The organism is Streptomyces sp. NPDC111606 (assembly GCF_055656945.1).
Window position 1 is genome coordinate 18,504 of the sequence record NZ_JBVKBY010000018.1, and the last position, 14,927, is coordinate 33,430.

General features: G+C 70.0%; 16 protein-coding genes and 2 pseudogenes. 12 read left to right on the plus strand and 6 right to left on the minus strand.

What is annotated here, in order from left to right; all coding sequences use genetic code 11:
- The first annotated feature begins 261 nt into the window (after positions 1–261).
- From ACZ7M7_RS41335 to ACZ7M7_RS41355, 5 genes are read left to right on the plus strand one after another with little or no spacing between them, the layout of a single operon-like run.
- Positions 262–1,620, plus strand: a complete 1,359-nt coding sequence (locus ACZ7M7_RS41335) for an ATP-binding protein (protein ID WP_472126341.1) — start codon at positions 262–264, stop codon at positions 1,618–1,620.
- The gene (locus ACZ7M7_RS41340; protein ID WP_472126343.1) at positions 1,617–2,030 is read left to right on the plus strand and encodes a roadblock/LC7 domain-containing protein; all 414 of its coding nucleotides are present in this window, start codon (positions 1,617–1,619) and stop codon (positions 2,028–2,030) included. Before ACZ7M7_RS41335 ends, ACZ7M7_RS41340 begins: the two co-directional genes overlap by 4 nt.
- Positions 2,027–2,386, plus strand: coding sequence for a DUF742 domain-containing protein (locus ACZ7M7_RS41345; RefSeq protein WP_472126345.1), 360 nt, complete (start codon positions 2,027–2,029; stop codon positions 2,384–2,386). Before ACZ7M7_RS41340 ends, ACZ7M7_RS41345 begins: the two co-directional genes overlap by 4 nt.
- Positions 2,364–3,002 (plus strand): GTP-binding protein, encoded by a 639-nt coding sequence (locus ACZ7M7_RS41350; RefSeq protein WP_472126347.1) that lies wholly within the window; start codon positions 2,364–2,366, stop codon positions 3,000–3,002. Before ACZ7M7_RS41345 ends, ACZ7M7_RS41350 begins: the two co-directional genes overlap by 23 nt.
- A complete protein-coding gene (locus ACZ7M7_RS41355) occupies positions 2,999–4,366 on the plus strand; it encodes a cytochrome P450 (RefSeq protein WP_472126350.1) in 1,368 nt (455 codons plus the stop codon). The genes ACZ7M7_RS41350 and ACZ7M7_RS41355 overlap by 4 nt, the downstream gene beginning before the upstream one ends.
- On the opposite strand, the gene ACZ7M7_RS41360 is transcribed toward ACZ7M7_RS41355, so the two are convergent.
- On the minus strand, positions 4,367–5,608 hold the full coding sequence (locus ACZ7M7_RS41360; RefSeq protein WP_472126353.1) for a cytochrome P450 family protein: 1,242 nt from the start codon (positions 5,606–5,608) through the stop codon (positions 4,367–4,369). It lies immediately after the preceding gene.
- A 180-nt stretch (positions 5,609–5,788) separates the two neighbouring features.
- Between ACZ7M7_RS41360 and ACZ7M7_RS41365 the strand changes: the two genes are divergently transcribed.
- Together ACZ7M7_RS41365 and ACZ7M7_RS41370 are read left to right on the plus strand one after the other, a co-directional pair.
- The gene (locus ACZ7M7_RS41365; protein ID WP_472126489.1) at positions 5,789–6,187 is read left to right on the plus strand and encodes a hypothetical protein; all 399 of its coding nucleotides are present in this window, start codon (positions 5,789–5,791) and stop codon (positions 6,185–6,187) included.
- Positions 6,188–6,335: 148 nt separating this feature from the next.
- Positions 6,336–7,658: a cytochrome P450 gene (locus ACZ7M7_RS41370; protein WP_472126355.1), complete on the plus strand. Its 1,323-nt coding sequence runs from the start codon at positions 6,336–6,338 to the stop codon at positions 7,656–7,658.
- A 54-nt stretch (positions 7,659–7,712) separates the two neighbouring features.
- Here the strand turns inward: ACZ7M7_RS41370 and ACZ7M7_RS41375 are convergent, their stop codons facing one another.
- Together ACZ7M7_RS41375 and ACZ7M7_RS41380 are read right to left on the minus strand one after the other, a co-directional pair.
- On the minus strand, positions 7,713–8,099 hold the full coding sequence (locus ACZ7M7_RS41375; RefSeq protein WP_472126492.1) for an SCO6745 family protein: 387 nt from the start codon (positions 8,097–8,099) through the stop codon (positions 7,713–7,715).
- Positions 7,984–8,482 (minus strand): annotated as a pseudogene (locus ACZ7M7_RS41380) (helix-turn-helix domain-containing protein). Before ACZ7M7_RS41380 ends, ACZ7M7_RS41375 begins: the two are co-directional and overlap by 116 nt.
- A gap of 104 nt (positions 8,483–8,586) precedes the next feature.
- Here ACZ7M7_RS41380 and ACZ7M7_RS41385 point away from each other — a divergent pair.
- A complete protein-coding gene (locus ACZ7M7_RS41385) occupies positions 8,587–8,862 on the plus strand; it encodes a hypothetical protein (protein WP_472126358.1) in 276 nt (91 codons plus the stop codon).
- Between the two features lie 233 nt (positions 8,863–9,095).
- Here the strand turns inward: ACZ7M7_RS41385 and ACZ7M7_RS41390 are convergent.
- Positions 9,096–9,248: pseudogene (locus tag ACZ7M7_RS41390) on the minus strand (IS256 family transposase); the annotation flags it as partial.
- A gap of 31 nt (positions 9,249–9,279) precedes the next feature.
- Between ACZ7M7_RS41390 and ACZ7M7_RS41395 the strand changes: the two are divergent.
- Complete coding sequence (locus tag ACZ7M7_RS41395) at positions 9,280–10,086, plus strand: NucA/NucB deoxyribonuclease domain-containing protein (RefSeq protein ID WP_472126361.1); 807 nt, start codon at positions 9,280–9,282, stop codon at positions 10,084–10,086.
- A gap of 46 nt (positions 10,087–10,132) precedes the next feature.
- Here ACZ7M7_RS41395 and ACZ7M7_RS41400 read toward each other — a convergent pair whose 3' ends face one another.
- Positions 10,133–10,600 carry a hypothetical protein gene (locus ACZ7M7_RS41400; protein ID WP_472126364.1) on the minus strand — a complete coding sequence of 156 codons (468 nt, stop codon included), beginning with the start codon at positions 10,598–10,600 and terminating at the stop codon, positions 10,133–10,135.
- A 365-nt stretch (positions 10,601–10,965) separates the two neighbouring features.
- On the opposite strand from ACZ7M7_RS41400, the gene ACZ7M7_RS41405 reads away from it, so the two are divergent.
- The 3 genes from ACZ7M7_RS41405 (at position 10,966) to ACZ7M7_RS41415 (ending at position 13,287) form a co-directional block, all read left to right on the plus strand.
- Complete coding sequence (locus ACZ7M7_RS41405; protein WP_472126367.1) at positions 10,966–11,514, plus strand: RNA polymerase sigma factor; 549 nt, start codon at positions 10,966–10,968, stop codon at positions 11,512–11,514.
- Complete coding sequence (locus ACZ7M7_RS41410; RefSeq protein WP_472126370.1) at positions 11,514–12,521, plus strand: RNA polymerase sigma factor SigF; 1,008 nt, start codon at positions 11,514–11,516, stop codon at positions 12,519–12,521. The genes ACZ7M7_RS41405 and ACZ7M7_RS41410 overlap by 1 nt, the downstream gene beginning before the upstream one ends.
- A 574-nt stretch (positions 12,522–13,095) precedes the next feature.
- Positions 13,096–13,287: a DUF6313 family protein gene (locus ACZ7M7_RS41415; protein ID WP_472126373.1), complete on the plus strand. Its 192-nt coding sequence runs from the start codon at positions 13,096–13,098 to the stop codon at positions 13,285–13,287.
- Positions 13,288–13,618: 331 nt separating this feature from the next.
- Here the strand turns inward: ACZ7M7_RS41415 and ACZ7M7_RS41420 are convergent, their stop codons facing one another.
- Positions 13,619–14,917: an amidohydrolase family protein gene (locus ACZ7M7_RS41420; protein ID WP_472126376.1), complete on the minus strand. Its 1,299-nt coding sequence runs from the start codon at positions 14,915–14,917 to the stop codon at positions 13,619–13,621.
- Positions 14,918–14,927: the final 10 nt, after the last annotated feature.

Here is a 14,927-nt window from a genome sequence, read left to right on the forward strand (position 1 = left end):
CCGACGGCCTCGGGAGCAGCCCCGAACGCCCCTGTGTTCGAGGACTGTTGTTCGGCGCAGCCTAGGGACCAGCAATCGGTTTCCGGAACTCGTATCGGCCTCATCGGCCTACGCCCGTGCCGAACCGCTCGCGATCTGCGGGTCTCACGAACGGGCGTGCGTCCAGCGGCAACTTCCTTGCGCGCACGGACAAGTCCGGATGCGGACGCGCCACTACCGTCGTGCGCTGCCCGTCGACCCGCCACCCGCTGTGAGGACTTGATGACGGAACAGATACCGGAGGCGGTGTTCTGGTGCCTGGCCGTGTGCCTGTTCGCTGTCGCCGTGCTGCTGGTGCGCGAACGTGGCATCACCGCACGGCAGCGCAGACGGAACGCCGAACTGGGGGACGGCCTTCGGGCACGGGACGAGGAACTGCGGCACCTCGTCTCGGCCAGGCTGCCGGCCCTGGAGGACGCGACCCACCAGCAGGACCCGGCCGTCGGTCTGCTCGACACCCGGCTCGCCGACACGGAGTTCGCGAAGTGTCTCGACGGTGTTGTGGAGCGATTCGCCGGTGCGGTCGAGCACGCCCGGTCGAGCGCCGACCAGTCGGCGAAGGCCGCCTTGAAGGCGTCGATGCGCTCCCTGCAGGCCTTGGCCAACGAACAACAGGTGTCCATCTCCGAGATGCAGGACCGGCACGACAACCCCGGCGTGCTGAGCGACCTGCTCGAAATCGACCACGCCAACGCCCAGTTCGGCCGCCGTGCCCAGGTCATCGCCGTGCTGTGCGGCTCGTGGCCGGGCCGCCAGCGTGCCACCTCCGCGCTCGTGGAGGTCGTACGCGGCGCCACCTCCCGTATCCGCGACTACCGGCGCATCCGTATCAACGGCGAGGTCGACATCGCCGTGCGGAGCCGGGCCGTCGAACCGGTGGTACTGGCGGTCGCCGAACTGCTCGACAACGCGGCGCGTCACTCGCAGCCGGGCACGACCGTCGAGGTCACCGTCCAGACGGTGCACAACGGCGCTTGCGTGGTGATCGACGACGCCGGGGTCGGCATGGACGGCCAGGCGGCCGCACACGCCGCCGAACTGCTCGCCCGCACACACAACGTGGACATCGTCCGGCTCGGTGACCCGCCCCGCTTCGGCTTCGCCGTCATCGGGGCGCTCACCGAGCGCTACGGGTTCAACGTCTCCGTGGACACGCTCTCCCCGTACGGCGGTGTACGCGCGGTGGTGTTCCTGCCGGCCGCCCTGCTCACGCACCTGGACCCCGTCGACCAGGCGCCCGTGCCGCCCGCCGAACCGCCCGCGCATACCCCTGCCCCTGCCCCTGCGCATACGCACTCGACCGACACGGCCCCCGCTGCAGATCCGGCCGCCGCCCCCACCCTCGATCCCCATGCCGCCCCCACCCCCGAACCCGCGGAGGCGACGACGCCGGGCGGCCTGCCCAAGCGGCGTCGCCGCAGCCCACGCCAACCGGCCCCGCAGCCTGCACCGGCCGAAGAGGTCGGCGGCCGCTCGGCGGAGGAGAACGCCCGGCGCATGGGCGCCTTCGCACGCGGCACCCGCTCCGGCAGGGACGCCCGGGACACGCTCCACGACGACGAAGGGAAAAGCCACGAATGACCGGGCCCATCAACAACACTTTGGGCTGGATGCTGGACGAGGTGCTGAAGGTGCCGCAGGCGCGTCACGCGATCCTGCTCTCCGCCGACGGCATGCTCCGCGCCTTCTCCAAGGACATCGACCGCGACGACGCCGAACGGCTGGCCGCGGGACTGTCCGGCGTCCAGTCGATCAGCCGCAGCACGGCCGAGTTCTGCGGCTCCGCGCACACCCCGTGGCGGCAGACCATGATCGAGTTCGCGCACGGTTACGTCTTCCTGGTCGCCGCCGGCGAGGGCGCCTACCTAGCCGTCTCCACCGGCGAGGACGTCGACATGGAGGCCGTCACCTACCGCATGCACAAACTCGTCGACCGGCTCGGCAAGGAGCTGACCAGCCCCGCCCGGCAGGACACCGGCAGCCCGGCATGACACCCCGGCGCCGCTCCGCAGACAGGCTGGTGCGTTCGTACGTCGTCACGGACGGCCGCGCCCACCCGACCCGCAACACCCTGGACCTGGTCACGCTGCTGATCGCCACCGGCGATCTGCCGTTGACCGGACTCAACCCGGAAAAGCGCAGGCTCATGGAGCTGTGCCGGCCCGGAGCCCTGTCGGTCGCCGAGGTGGCCGGCCACCTGTCGCTGCCGGTCGGCGTGGCCAAAGTGCTGATCGCCGATCTCATGGACACCGGCCACATCGTCACCCGCGCACCGATCCCCGCCGCCCGGCCGACCGACGCCAGAATCCTCCAGGAGGTGCTCGATGGACTCCGCGCCCGCCTCTGACGACGTCTACCTGCGGCCCAGCGTGCAGACGGCGGTCAAGCTGCTGATCGTGGGCCACTTCGCGGTCGGCAAGACCACCTTCGTCGGCACGCTCTCCGAGATCCGGCCCCTGTGCACCGAGGAGGTCATGACCGAGGCCGGCGCTCTCGTCGACGACCTGGCCGGCATGCGGGACAAGACGACCACCACGGTCGCCCTCGACTTCGGCCGGCTCACCCTCAACGACCGCCTGGTGCTCTATCTCTTCGGCACCCCGGGCCAGCAGCGCTTCACCCGGCTGTGGCAGGACATGACCCGGGGCGCGCTCGGCGCGCTCGTCCTCGCCGACAGCCGCCGCCTCAGCCAGTCGTTCGAGGTCATGGGCGTGCTGGAGGAGCACGGACTGCCGTACGCGGTCGCCCTGAACCAGTTCCACGACGCCCCCGCGTACGAGCTCGACGAGGTGCGCGAGGCCCTCGACCTGCTGCCCGAAACCCCCCTCGTCCGGTGCGACGCCCGCGACCGGGTCTCGGCCACGCGGGCCCTCATCCGTCTCGTCGAGTACCTCCTCACCCTCCCCCACTCTCGGCTTCGCTCGAGCGGGGGGACCCCCATCGGCCCCCTGGAGCACGCGTGACCTCCGTACCGCCCAATCCGCCGCCGGGCTGCCCGGCGCACCCTGCGTACGAGTCCCTGCACGGGCCCGAGTTCGCCGCCGACCCGGCAGCCGTCTACCGGCGGCTGCGCGACGTCGGCCCGATCGCGCCGGTCGAACTGGCGCCCGGCGTGCGGGCCTCGCTCGTCGTCGGATACGACGCCGCCCTGCACGTGCTGCGCAGCACCGAGACGTTCTCCAAGGACGCCCGCCGCTGGAAGGACCTCGCGGACGGCACCGTAGGCCCGGACAGCCCGGTCGTGCCGATGATGATGTACCGGCCGAACGCGCTGTGGGCCGACGGCGCGGAACACCGCAGGCTACGCGGCGCGATCACCGACAGCGTGGCCCGGGTGGCCCCTGCCACCCTGCGCTCTTACGTCGAGGCGAGCGCGGACACGCTCATCGACCGCATCGCCCCGGCCGGGCAGGCCGATCTGCTCGGCGAGTACGCCCAGGTGCTTCCCCTGCTGGTGTTCAACCGCCTGTTCGGCTGCCCGGCCGACTACGGAGAGCGGCTGGTCCAGGGGATGTCCGGGATCTTCGACGGTGTGGACGCCGAGCGGGCGAACGAACTGCTCGCGACGACCCTGCTGGACCTCGTCACACTGAAGCGCCGGCGGCCCGGGCCGGATGTGACGTCCTGGCTCATGGCCCACCCCGCCCAGCTCACGGACGAGGAGATGGTGCACACCCTTGTCCTGCTCATGGGCGCGGGTACCGAGCCCCAGCAGAACCTGATCGCCAACGCCCTGCGGCTGCTGCTGTCCGACGACCGGTTCGCGGGCAGCCTCTCGGGCGGCAGTCTGCCGGTGGACGACGCCCTCGACGAGGTGCTGTGGACCGACCCGCCCATGGCCAACTACGCCGTGCACTACCCGATCCATGACGTCGTCCACGAAGGGGTGCTGCTGCGGGCGGGGCATCCGCTCGTGGTCAGTCTCGCCGCGGCGAACACCGACCCGTCCCTGACGGCGGATCAGCGTGCGGGCAACCGCGCCCACCTGGCGTGGAGCGCGGGCCCGCACAACTGCCCGGCGCAGGGTCCGGCCCGGCTGATCGCGGCGGTCGCGGTGGAAAAGCTGCTGGACCGGCTTCCGGACGTCGAACTCGCCGTACCTGTAGACGAATTGGCCTGGCGGCCGGGTCCCTTCCACCGTGCGCTGGCCGCGCTGCCGGTGACCTTCCCGCCGGCTGCCGTCACCCCGTCCGCCCCCTCCACCGTCGGCGACGAGTCGCCCGTGCGGCGCAGCGCGCCGACACCCGGGCCGGCCGCGGGGCCTGAGGCCGGTCGCGTGCGACGAGGATGGGGTGCCCGGCTGCTGGCGTGGTGGCGTGGCGAGTGATCAGGACAGGAGTACCGGAAGGGACTGGTGGCCGTTGGAGATGAACGAGTCGACCGGCTCCAACTCCTTCTGGGAAACGGCGAGTCGGAGTCCGGGGAAGCGGTCGAAGAGCGCCTGGAGCGCGACACGGGCCTCCAGCCGGCCCAGTGGGGCGCCCAGGCAGAAGTGCACGCCGTGGCCGAAGGCGAGGTGCTCCTTGTCGGCGCGGGGGACGTCGAAGCGGTCGGCGTCCTCGCCGTACTTCCCGGGGTGCCGTCCGGCGGCCGCGTAAGCGGCGAGGATGGCCTCACCCTTGCCGATCACCACCTCGTCCGGCCCGCCGAACTCGCTCATCACAAGGTCCTCGACGGCATACCGCAGCGGCAGGCTGGCGACGGGCGCCTCCACGCGCAGTGCCTCCTCGACGACGTCCTCCCAGGAGACGCGGCCGGAGCGGACGTGGGCGAGCTGGTCCGGATGGGTCAGCAGGAGGTGAATGGCGTTGTCGATCAGGTTGACCGTGGTCTCGTGGCCGGCGCTGACCATGAGCACCAGGGTGTCGAGCAGCTCCTGCTCGCTCAGTCCGGTGTCGCCGTCGTCGCGGGCCGCGATGAGCGCCGAGGTCAGGTCGTCGCCCGGCGACCGCCGCTTGAGAGCGACGAGTTCGCCCATCGCCGCGTAGAACCGCGTATAGATGTCGGTGACTTCCTCCGGGGTGGCGGAGGTGTGGAAGACGCCGTCCACGACGGCCCGTAGCTCCGCACCCTGTTCCTCGGGCAGGCCGAAGAGTTCGCTGATCACCTGGATCGGCAGCGGATAGCAGAACTCCTCGCGCAGATCGACGACTTGGCCGTGTCGTCCGGCCGCCTCGACCCGCTCCAGCAGGGCAGTGGCGATCTCCTCGACACGGGGTCGGAGCGCCATGCTGCGGCGTGCGGTGAACGCCTTGGAGACCAGGGCGCGCAGCCGCTTGTGCTCGCTTCCGTAGGCGGTGAACATGTTCTGCACCGCGACCCAGGTGAACAGCGGCCATTCCGGGGAGATCTCGCCGTTGATCCACCGGGGCCAGTGCCGGCGCGGGTCCTTGGAGACGCGTGGGTCGGTCAGCAGGCGCTTGAGGAGGTCGGGACTGCTGACGGCCCAGGCCCGCACACCGTCGGGCAGTTCGACGAGGGTCACCGGTCCGTGCTCGCGTATCCGGGCGGCCTCGCCGTGGATGTCGCGGCCGGTCGGGTCGATCACTAAGGGGCGGGGGTGTCCCACGGAAGCCTCCTGCGCTCGCGCATCAATACGGCTTGTAAAGCTACTTGAACGTAGCGTGCGCGGGTGAGCGTCGTGCCCGAACGCTGCGCGCGGGGACAACTTCCCTGCGCGCGGACGTAAGTCGGCGGTTCGTCTTCGCCTTACGGTGCGAGGTGTCGGATCGGAGAGCCGGTGAGTGCGATGACTGTCGACGAGGCCCCGTGGTGGGTGCACCCGGGCAGTGTCGAGGTGCGGCTCGTGGCTGCGGGTGGCTGGTGGGACGCCGTACGCGTACCGCTCGACCTCGGGATCGACGCACTGCGCGACCTCGGAGACGAGACGGGAGCCGTGATCGGGGACGGCTTCGGCGGACGCCTGTACTGGCTGATTCCTCCTGGCTCCGCCGCCGACTCGGAGCTCCCGCAGGTCCGTGTCCTGGGCCGGGGCTGCCACGTGGCGATCCCCCCGCTCCACCGCGTCACGCGGCCCGGTCTGTACTGGCGGGTCTCCCCGTCGCGCGACCACGAGTGGACGAACACATCCCGCCTGCACTCCGCCCTGCGCACGGCCCTCCTCCGGGCGAAGTCCCCCACCCTCTGATCACCCGCCCCGGGCGAACCTGAGCCCGGCCGGGGTGGGATCCGCGGGGTGTCATGCGGGCGAAGTCAGCGAGCCCGAGCCGGGCTCAGCAAGTGATGCCGCGCACATACTGCCTGGTGGCGTGCCTGTTGCGTGTTAACTTCCGGCCGTGACTTCCCCGGCTCTGGATTGCTTCGCACCCGGTACCGGAGCAGCCGGGTGGGGCCCGGCGGCCGGCCCCGAATCCACCGACACCCGTGATCCGCTGGATCTGCTCGACCTCTTCGGTGACCCTTTCGTCCGCGATCCCTACCCCTGGCTGGACCTCCTGCGGTCCGAGTCTCCCGTCCACCACGACCCTGCTACCGGGCTGTGGCTGGTCAGCCGCCATCAGGACGTACGCCGGGTCCTGCTCGACCCGGAGCGGTTCCACCCGGACAACGCCCAGCACGCTGTCACCCCGCTGCCCGTCGCCGTGCTGCGGGTCCTGGCTCGCGTCGGCTTCACGCTCCCGCCCGCCCTGGCGAACAACGGCACCCTGAGTCACTCCGGACTGCGCCGCGTGGTCACACGGTTCTTCAACGCACAGCGTGTCGCGGCGGCCGTGCCGGTGATCGAGCGCATCGCCGACGAACTGCTCGACGGGGTACGGTCCCAACTCGACTCCACTGACGGCTGCGACCTGTTCACTTCATTCGCGCAGGTCCTTCCGTGCCGGGTCCTGATGGAGGTCCTCGGCATCCAGGGCGTCGAACCGGCCACTCTGATCCGCTGGAGTGACGCCTCGCTGGAGCTGTTCTGGGGCAGGGCTCCACTCGAACGGCAACGGGAACTGGCAGAGCTCGTCGCGGAATTCCATCAGTGGCTCACCGTGACCGTGCGCGGCGGCACGGTCCCTTCCGGCTCGTTCATCGAGGCACTCGCCCGCCATCGCCTGCCCGACGGCCATCCACTGGACGCCGAGACCGCGGTCGCCGCTTGCCTCTTCGTCTTCATCGCCGGCCAGTCCACCACCGGGCAACTCATCGCCACCGTGCTGCGCCGGGCACTGGACGAGCCCGGCAGGTGGCCGCGCGTGGCCGGGGCAGCGGGCCCGGCCGAGGCCTGGGTGGAAGAGGTCCTGCGACGTGAGCCGCCGGTGACCACCTGGCGCCGGGTGACCCCGCAGGCGACCCGACTGGGCGGAGTCGGACTGCCGGCCGGTGCGCAGTTGCTGCTGATGCTCATGGGCAGCGGATCCGACCCGGAGGTCTTCCCAAAACCGGAAAAAATGTGCCCGAACCGGGAGAACATCCGCCACCACCTGGCATTCGGCGCCGGTCGCCACCGCTGCCCGGGTGCGTCCTTGGCGCGCACGGAGGCGGCGGTGGCCCTGCGGGCAGCAGCACGCAGACTTCCGGACATCCGGCCGGTCGCCGGGACGGGCGAGCCACCCATGCTCGGCCTGCTGTCGTTCAGAGCACCGTCGAAGGTGGCAGTGGAACGGGCATAGGCGGCATGGCAGCGACGACCTTTCGGCGTTCCTCAGCCCGGGACAAGGGCCCGGTCAGTCGAGCTTGAGAAGGTCGACTTCGAGGACGGCGCGGCCGAAGGGGCCGGCGAGTTCGGCGAGACGTTCACAGTCGGCGTCACCCAGGGCGGCGTAGGCGGGGAGGGCCAGGCGGTCGGTGCGGTCCTCGATGTGCCGACGTAGGTGTACGCCTTCCGGGCTGAGGGAGTCGCCGTCGAGGAGGCCTCGCGTGCGTAGGCGCTCCTGCGTGTTGACCCACTCCTCCTCGGGCCATGCGCGGCTGGCCTTGAGGAAGTCGACGGGAACCTCACCGGTGGCGGCGTGCAGAATCAGGGCTTCCAGGGCCCCCATGCCCTCGCTCAGCAGGCAGGCGACATGGCCGTCCCCACGGAACTCCCGGAGCAGTGTCTGAGCGTGCCACAGCTGCAGCACCGGATCCTCCGGCCAGGGCAGCGCGGCGTGGCGCGGCGAACAGCGGGCGGCCCTGCGCGTGTTCGCGGGCCGCTTCGGCGGCCCGGCGGGTCAGTGCCACGACCTCGTCGAGGGCGGGCAGTTCGTGGATTCCCGCGCGCCGCAGGGCTTCGCCCGCCGCTGCGTACCGCGCGTCCAGCATCTGCTGGGGCCGCGTCCCAGGCCCCGTCGAGCGCCTGCCGTACGAGAGCGGGGTTGAAGTTGTAGAAGGTCGCGATGACCAGCTCGGCGGATGCCCGGCCGAACGGTGCGCTGCGGGGGGTGAAGTAGCCGGCGCGTCCGCTCAGTCCGAGGTCCGTGTACCGTCGCCTTCCTTCGGGGACGAAGTAGATCATTGCGTGGACGGGTTCGAGTCCGCGCCAGGCCGCACGCACTGTCTTCACGGTCACCTCTTCGGAGAGTCGGGGGACGGGGTGTGCGCTGCGGTTCCGTACCGGCCGTGCGCTCGCAGGTGCTCGAGCAGCAGGCGGTTCAGGGTTTCGGGCGCTTCCTCATCGGCCGTACCGACGCGGAGGCCCAACGACGGGCCGCCCCGCTGTATGTGAAGAGCGCGCTGCCGCCGGAGGATCCGGTGGTCGGATCCCCGGCCCAGCTCGTGGAGCGGCTCGGCGAGTTCTCCGCGATCGGCGCGAGCCGTATCCATCTGCGACTGATCGACTTCAATGACCTCGACCACCTGGAACTTATCGCCGGTGAGGCGCTCCCGCAGCTGTAGAGCGTGGAGACCGCCGCACGCCGTGGGCCGGAAGAGGCCGACGTCAGCTACGTCTTGGCCTCCTCCGCTGTGTGCCCGCGACACCGCACGCGCTGTGCGAGGTGACGCTCGGGCGTAGACGATCACCAGCAGTCCGGCGACGAGATCCGGAGTCGGCAGTGAGTCGTCGTTGAGCAGGCCCCGTGCATCGTCCGGGTGTGTCAACTTAACGGCTGATCTTGGTTGTTGAGTGGTCAGTTGTTGCTCGGGGTGAGGCGGCCCTCGAAGGCGATCTGGAACGCGTTCAGGGGTGCCTTCCAGCGCATGGTCCACCTCTTGCGGCTTTTGCCGGTCGGGTCCAGGCTCATCAGCGCCATGTAGGTGCATTTGAGGGCGGCGGCCTCATTCGTGGAGACCGGCAGGACCGGCTCCTCGGCCATGCCGATCACGACCAAGGGGAACATCCCGCAGAGCTGGCCGTCCGGGGCGCGTTACACCCGGGGCGGGAACATGCCGGGGACGAAGACGTTCGCCCAGCTGAAGGCGATGCGGACGTTCAAGGAAACGGTGACCGCGAAGCCGGGGCAGGGGAGCAGCGGTTCCACGGACCTGCTCTTCGCGGTCTATGAGCCCGCCGTCAGCTACACGCCGCCTGCGCCGTGGGCGCTGAGCGGGTCCATGGGCGGCAAGCTGTTCATGCTCGCGCCGCGGTGGGACGCGGCCAAGTACCTGGCCAACTCCACCGGCGGCGGCAACCCGGACCGGAAAGGCGCGGCGACGTTCAGCTACGTGCCGACGATGACGTACAGCGCGAAGCCGGGCGCCGAGGAACGCGCGGCGGCGCAGCACCTCAAGACGGCGTTCACGAAGCCGGAGGACACCAAGCCGTACATGTCGGCGAAGAAGGTGCCCGGCCAGACGGTCAAGGAGCCGCTGCACCGCACGGTGAGCAAGGACCGCAGGGACGACAACCGCAAGGCAGCGGTCAAGCAGTGCAAGCGGTACTGGGGCGCTGGCTACACGCAAGGCGGTGCCCTCGAGTGCGACGAGTACCCGTTCGCCACCACCTATGAGGGGGCGGCCGAGTTCGACCACAACCCCGATGCACGGAAGTTCAACTTCTCCGTCAAGCCGATCCCCAAGGACGACAACGGCGCCGGAGGCAACATCCTGCTCAGCTTCTACGCCAAGAACCGGATCATCGACGGCCTGGAGGACGGCTTCATCGTGAAGATCGTCTCCTGACACGACGCGCCGTGGGGCGGCCCGCACGGGCCGCCCCACGCCGCATTCAGGGCTTGGCGGGCCAGAACTGCACGAGATACGTCTCCACGCCGTCGCCCGTGCCCTCGTCCTCCGACAGCGCCGCAGCCGCGGCCCGGCCGGAGCAGCTCACGCGCACCCGCCACGAGCCCCCCGACCCCGCGAGTGTGATGACATCGTCGGCCCGTCCCAGGCTCATGGACCACACGGCCACCTCGCCGCTGGTCGACTCGAAATCGGCCTCGGCCTGCTCATCCCACTGTGCGGCGCCCTGAGCGGGTGGCGGCCCGTCCCACACCTCGACCGCGACCGAGGCCGTGTGGGTGTGGCCGGCACTGTAGATGTCAAGGCGCCCCGGGAAGGCATTCAGGAACACGCCTTGCTCGAAATCGTCCGGGAACGGAACCGGCAGGTCACCGTCATCGGACTCCTGCAAGCCGAACGCGTGATAGGCCACGTCGGCATTCACCTGTTGCTTCCGGACAAGTCTGGCCACAGCAGCCCCCTCGATGTCACCGACGACCGGTCATCGCCTTGATCGTAAGCAGACGTGAGATCCGATGCTCTGCTCGGCAGGGTTGTGTACGCGTTTTCGGCGCCGGATTCCTCTACTTGGTGACAGTGCATCGAGGTCGGGGAGGCCAACGCCGTGACAGAGCAGTGGAGTTGGGTGATAGTGGGCACTGGGGCGGCTGCTGTGGGCGCTGCCGTCCGGGCCTGCGGTTACCTGTTCAGAGAGCGGGTGCGTGCCCGGGCGATGGCCCGCGTCGCGCGGGAACTGTCTGTCCGCGGGGGGAGGGCCGAGGTGAGCGACCAGGACGGCACCGCGTGGAGCGTCCGCCTGGACGCGCGGGAACCTCAATGACGGCGCCGCCCGAGGAGGAGTTCGATGCCCTGTTCCGCCAGTGGTACCGCCCCCTTCTGGCGCAGGCGATCTTCGTCTCCGGAGGGCGCCGCACCCTGGCCGATGATGCGGTGCAGGAGGCTTTCCTGCAGTGCTGGCAGCGCTGGAACGCCCCGCACCTGGAACCGGTGAGGACCTGGCCGGCCTGGCTGCGCACCACCGTGGTGCGCGAGGTGCTGCGGCTGCAGAAGGAAGCCGGCTCGGTCGGCTTCGACACAGAGCATCATGACCGGGCCGCGGCGGAGCTGGATCTGGCGTCCTTGATGGATGCCCGGGGCGCCTACCGCACTGTGCTGGAGCGCATTGTGTCTCTGAGTGACAAACAGCGTGAAGTGATGGGCCGCTGTGCGATTGCTGGGCAGCCGTTGGGGGATGCCGCGAAAGAGATGCGTATCCAGGTGGCGACGGCGCGTGTGCATCTGCACCGGGCGCGCCAGGCGCTGGAAGATGTGCGAAGCCAGCTGCAGGAGCTGGGCGTGATCGACACGGGCGAGGGGAGGCAGTGATGACCGGCCGCCACGACGAGGACAAAGTTGCCGCACTGCCTGCAGAAGCGGTGCGCCGCGGGCGGGAGGCAGTGATGGCCGACCACCACGACGAGGACGACATCGCCGCCCTGCGCGACACCCTGACGGCCAGTGAAGGACCGATCGGATCGCTCGTGGCCACGGCCCAGGACGTCGAGTCCGCGCTGGCCAGAGTCAAGCGGCGGACCAAGACACAGCCCGCCCACCAGCCTGCGCGCCGCACTCCGCCCGCCGCCGACCGCAGCGACGCGCGAGCGATGTTCCTCGAACTGCGCGCCTTGCAAGGTGGGAGCGTGGAGTATGCGGAGCTGCGCAACCGGCTGGTCCGTATGCACCTGCCGCTCGTCGAGCATCTCGCACGCCGCTTCCGCAACCGCGGTGAGCCGCTGGACGACCTGACCCAGGTCGCCACCATCGGTCTGATCAAGTCGGTCGACCGCTTCGACCCCGAGCGCGGCGTCGAGTTCTCCACCTACGTGACCCCGACGGTCGTCGGTGAGATCAAGCGCCACTTCCGCGACAAGGGCTGGGCGGTCCGCGTCCCCAGGCGCCTGCAGGAGCTGCGTCTGGCGCTCACCACGGCCACCGCCGAGCTCTCCCAGGAGCAGGGCCGGCCGCCCACTGTCCACGAACTGGCTAAGAAGCTGGCGATCTCGGAGGAGGAGGTCCTGGAGGGCCTGGAGTCCGCGAACGCGTACTCCACGCTGTCCCTGGACGTCCCCGACACCGACGACGAGTCCCCGGCGGTCGCGGACACCCTGGGAGTAGAGGAGGAGGCACTCGAGGGAGTCGAGTACCGCGAGTCCCTCAAGCCCCTGCTGGAAGATCTGCCGCCGCGCGAGAAGCGCATCCTGTTGCTGCGCTTCTTCGGCAACATGACCCAGTCGCAGATCGCGCAGGAGGTCGGCATCTCCCAGATGCACGTCTCCCGGCTCCTGGCCCGCACACTGGCCCAGCTCCGCGAGAGGCTCCTCACGGAGGAGTGAACTGCCCTACACAGAAGGGTCCGTGCCCGCGGTCGCCGCTCCCGGGCGGCGTTTGGGGACGCGCTGCCGGGCGGTGAACGGCCGCGGGTGGCGCGAGGCGCTCTGGCAGGCTGCTGGGTTACGGGTCCGCCACGGCGCGCTGCTCAGGGGACACGGCGATGATCGTGCAAGGTCACCCCGGTACATGGTTGGCGGCCGCGTGTGCGGGGAGCCCTGAGCACAGCACGTCCGTGTTGATGCCGGCCAGGGGACCTTTTGGGTCTGAGACGAAGACGGCGTCCGTTCCCCGGGCCGGCCGACTGCTGCCGGCGGAACATGTGGATGACCGGGCTCCCGATGTAGCCGATCGGGATCCTGTCGGGCAGGGACGGGTCGGCGACATCACCGTCGCCTCAAGGCACCATGCATGCTCGATGCAGCTGAACGGCGCGGCTGACGGCGGCGCGAACGCTTACGAGACCGAATGCGGGCACTGTCGCTGCTCGATCTTGCACCCCACTGGCTCGTCACCCGCGCCTCGCGGTGGCTGACGGGGTTTCGTGGCGCTGTACGTCGTAGGCGGGACAGTCCTGGGGTGGCGAGTGGCATAGAGGTGCTGGTAGGCCTCACCGCTCCCGGCCAGATCCGCCACGCGGTCTACGCCTACGTACTGTGCCTGGCCGGTTGGTTGGTCGTTCCTGCCTTCATCGGGGGCGCTGCCGGATACCTCCTCAGCCAGCAGATCGGGGCCCGCCGCCGGCTCACGATGCGGAACCGGACCAGATGAGCAATCCGGCTCCGCCTGCTCTCGCCTTCTCAAGCGGGCTGCCGTGCTGAGGTGTTCCGACGCGGCGGACCGGGATATGCCGGTCAGAGGCGGCTGCTACAAGGCCGAGTCTGGACCGACATCCCGGGGGCGGCAGCGATCCGAGGAAGGCTCCAAGGGAACGGGACGGCTCTACAGGACCGTCGTGCTGTTGATGTGCTGGGTGTCCACCCGCGTTCAGTGCTGGTACGGCCGGCAACTAGATGTCGTTTGCCGCTGAGTTGACGGGCCTTTCGTTCGAGATCACCGTGGCAACCGCTGCCTCAGCCGAGCCGGGAGAGCCTCAAGGGATCTACTCCGATGTCGGCTGCGGACGCCATGTGCCGTCGAGGGGAATGTCAGCGGCTGCCGCGATCCGGTTGCGTGATTCGAGCAGCCCGGTCCTCAGCGCTGCCAAGTCGACGTTCACCAGGACGCCGTTTCGCTTGACGACACGGCCGGCGACGAGGACGGTGTCGACCAGGCCGGGGTGGGCGGCGGAGACGATGGTGGCGGCCGGGTCGGTGACGGGGAAGACGGTCAGGTCGTCGGTGCGCAGGAGGATGATGTCGGCGTCCTTGCCGGGTGTGAGGCTGCCGGTTCGGGCGTTGAGTCCGCACGAGGCGGCGGCGTCGACGGTGACGAACTGCAGCAGGTCGCGGGAGCGCAGGCCGCCGTCCAGGCCGCGCTGGGCGGCGAAGGCGGCACGCATCGTGGCGAACATGTCGCCGGCGACCGAGGGGACGACGTCGACGGAGAGCGTCGGGCGCAGGCCTGCGGCCAGGGCCCGGCCGGTCATCGGCGCTCCGAAGCCCATCTTCAGCTCGACGTCGGGGCTGATCGAGATGGAACTGCCCGCGTCGGCGAGCATGCGCAGTTCGTTGTCGCTGATGCCGTTGGCGTGCACGAACGTGGTCGTGTCCCGCAGGAGGCCGTGCTGGTGGAGATCGGCGACCGGGCGCTGGGTGCCGTCGGAGGCGATGTGCAGGCTGGTGCGCAGCCCGAGTTCGTCCGCCAGCATTAGCTCGCGGGTGAGGAGGTCCATGCCGGTGTCGTCGGCCCCGCGCAGCCCGAACGCCATGGTGACCAGGCCGTCGTCACCCAGGCCGGTGCGGACGCGGCGGATGGCCGCGTCGACGGGAGTGGGGGCGGCCCAGCCGGCGCCGAGGCAGAAGATCGACCGCCCAGGAGCGTCGCGCAGCGCGGCAATGGCGGCGTCCTCGTGCTCGGGGCCTTGGGCGACGTGGTACCAGTCCAGCATGGTCGTGATTCCGGAGTGCAGGGCCTCCAGGCGGCCGAGCAGGGTGGCGGCGTAGACGTCCTCGGGCGTGTAGTGGGGTTTGACCGTGCCGTGCATGGCCGCCGCCCACTCGGCGAACGTCCAGTCCGCTCCGATACCGCGGAACGCGGTCTGCCAGTTGTGGCGGTGGTTGTCGACGAAGCCGGGCATGACGATCCGGTCGGTCGCGTCGATCACGTCGGCGTCCGGCGCGTCGATCCGTTCGGCGACCTCGACGATCACGCCGTCGTCGATGAGCACGTCACCGCGGTCGATGTCGCCGACGGCCGGGTCCATGCTGACCACGGTGCCGCTGGTGAGCAGGGTCTTCATTGGGTGAACT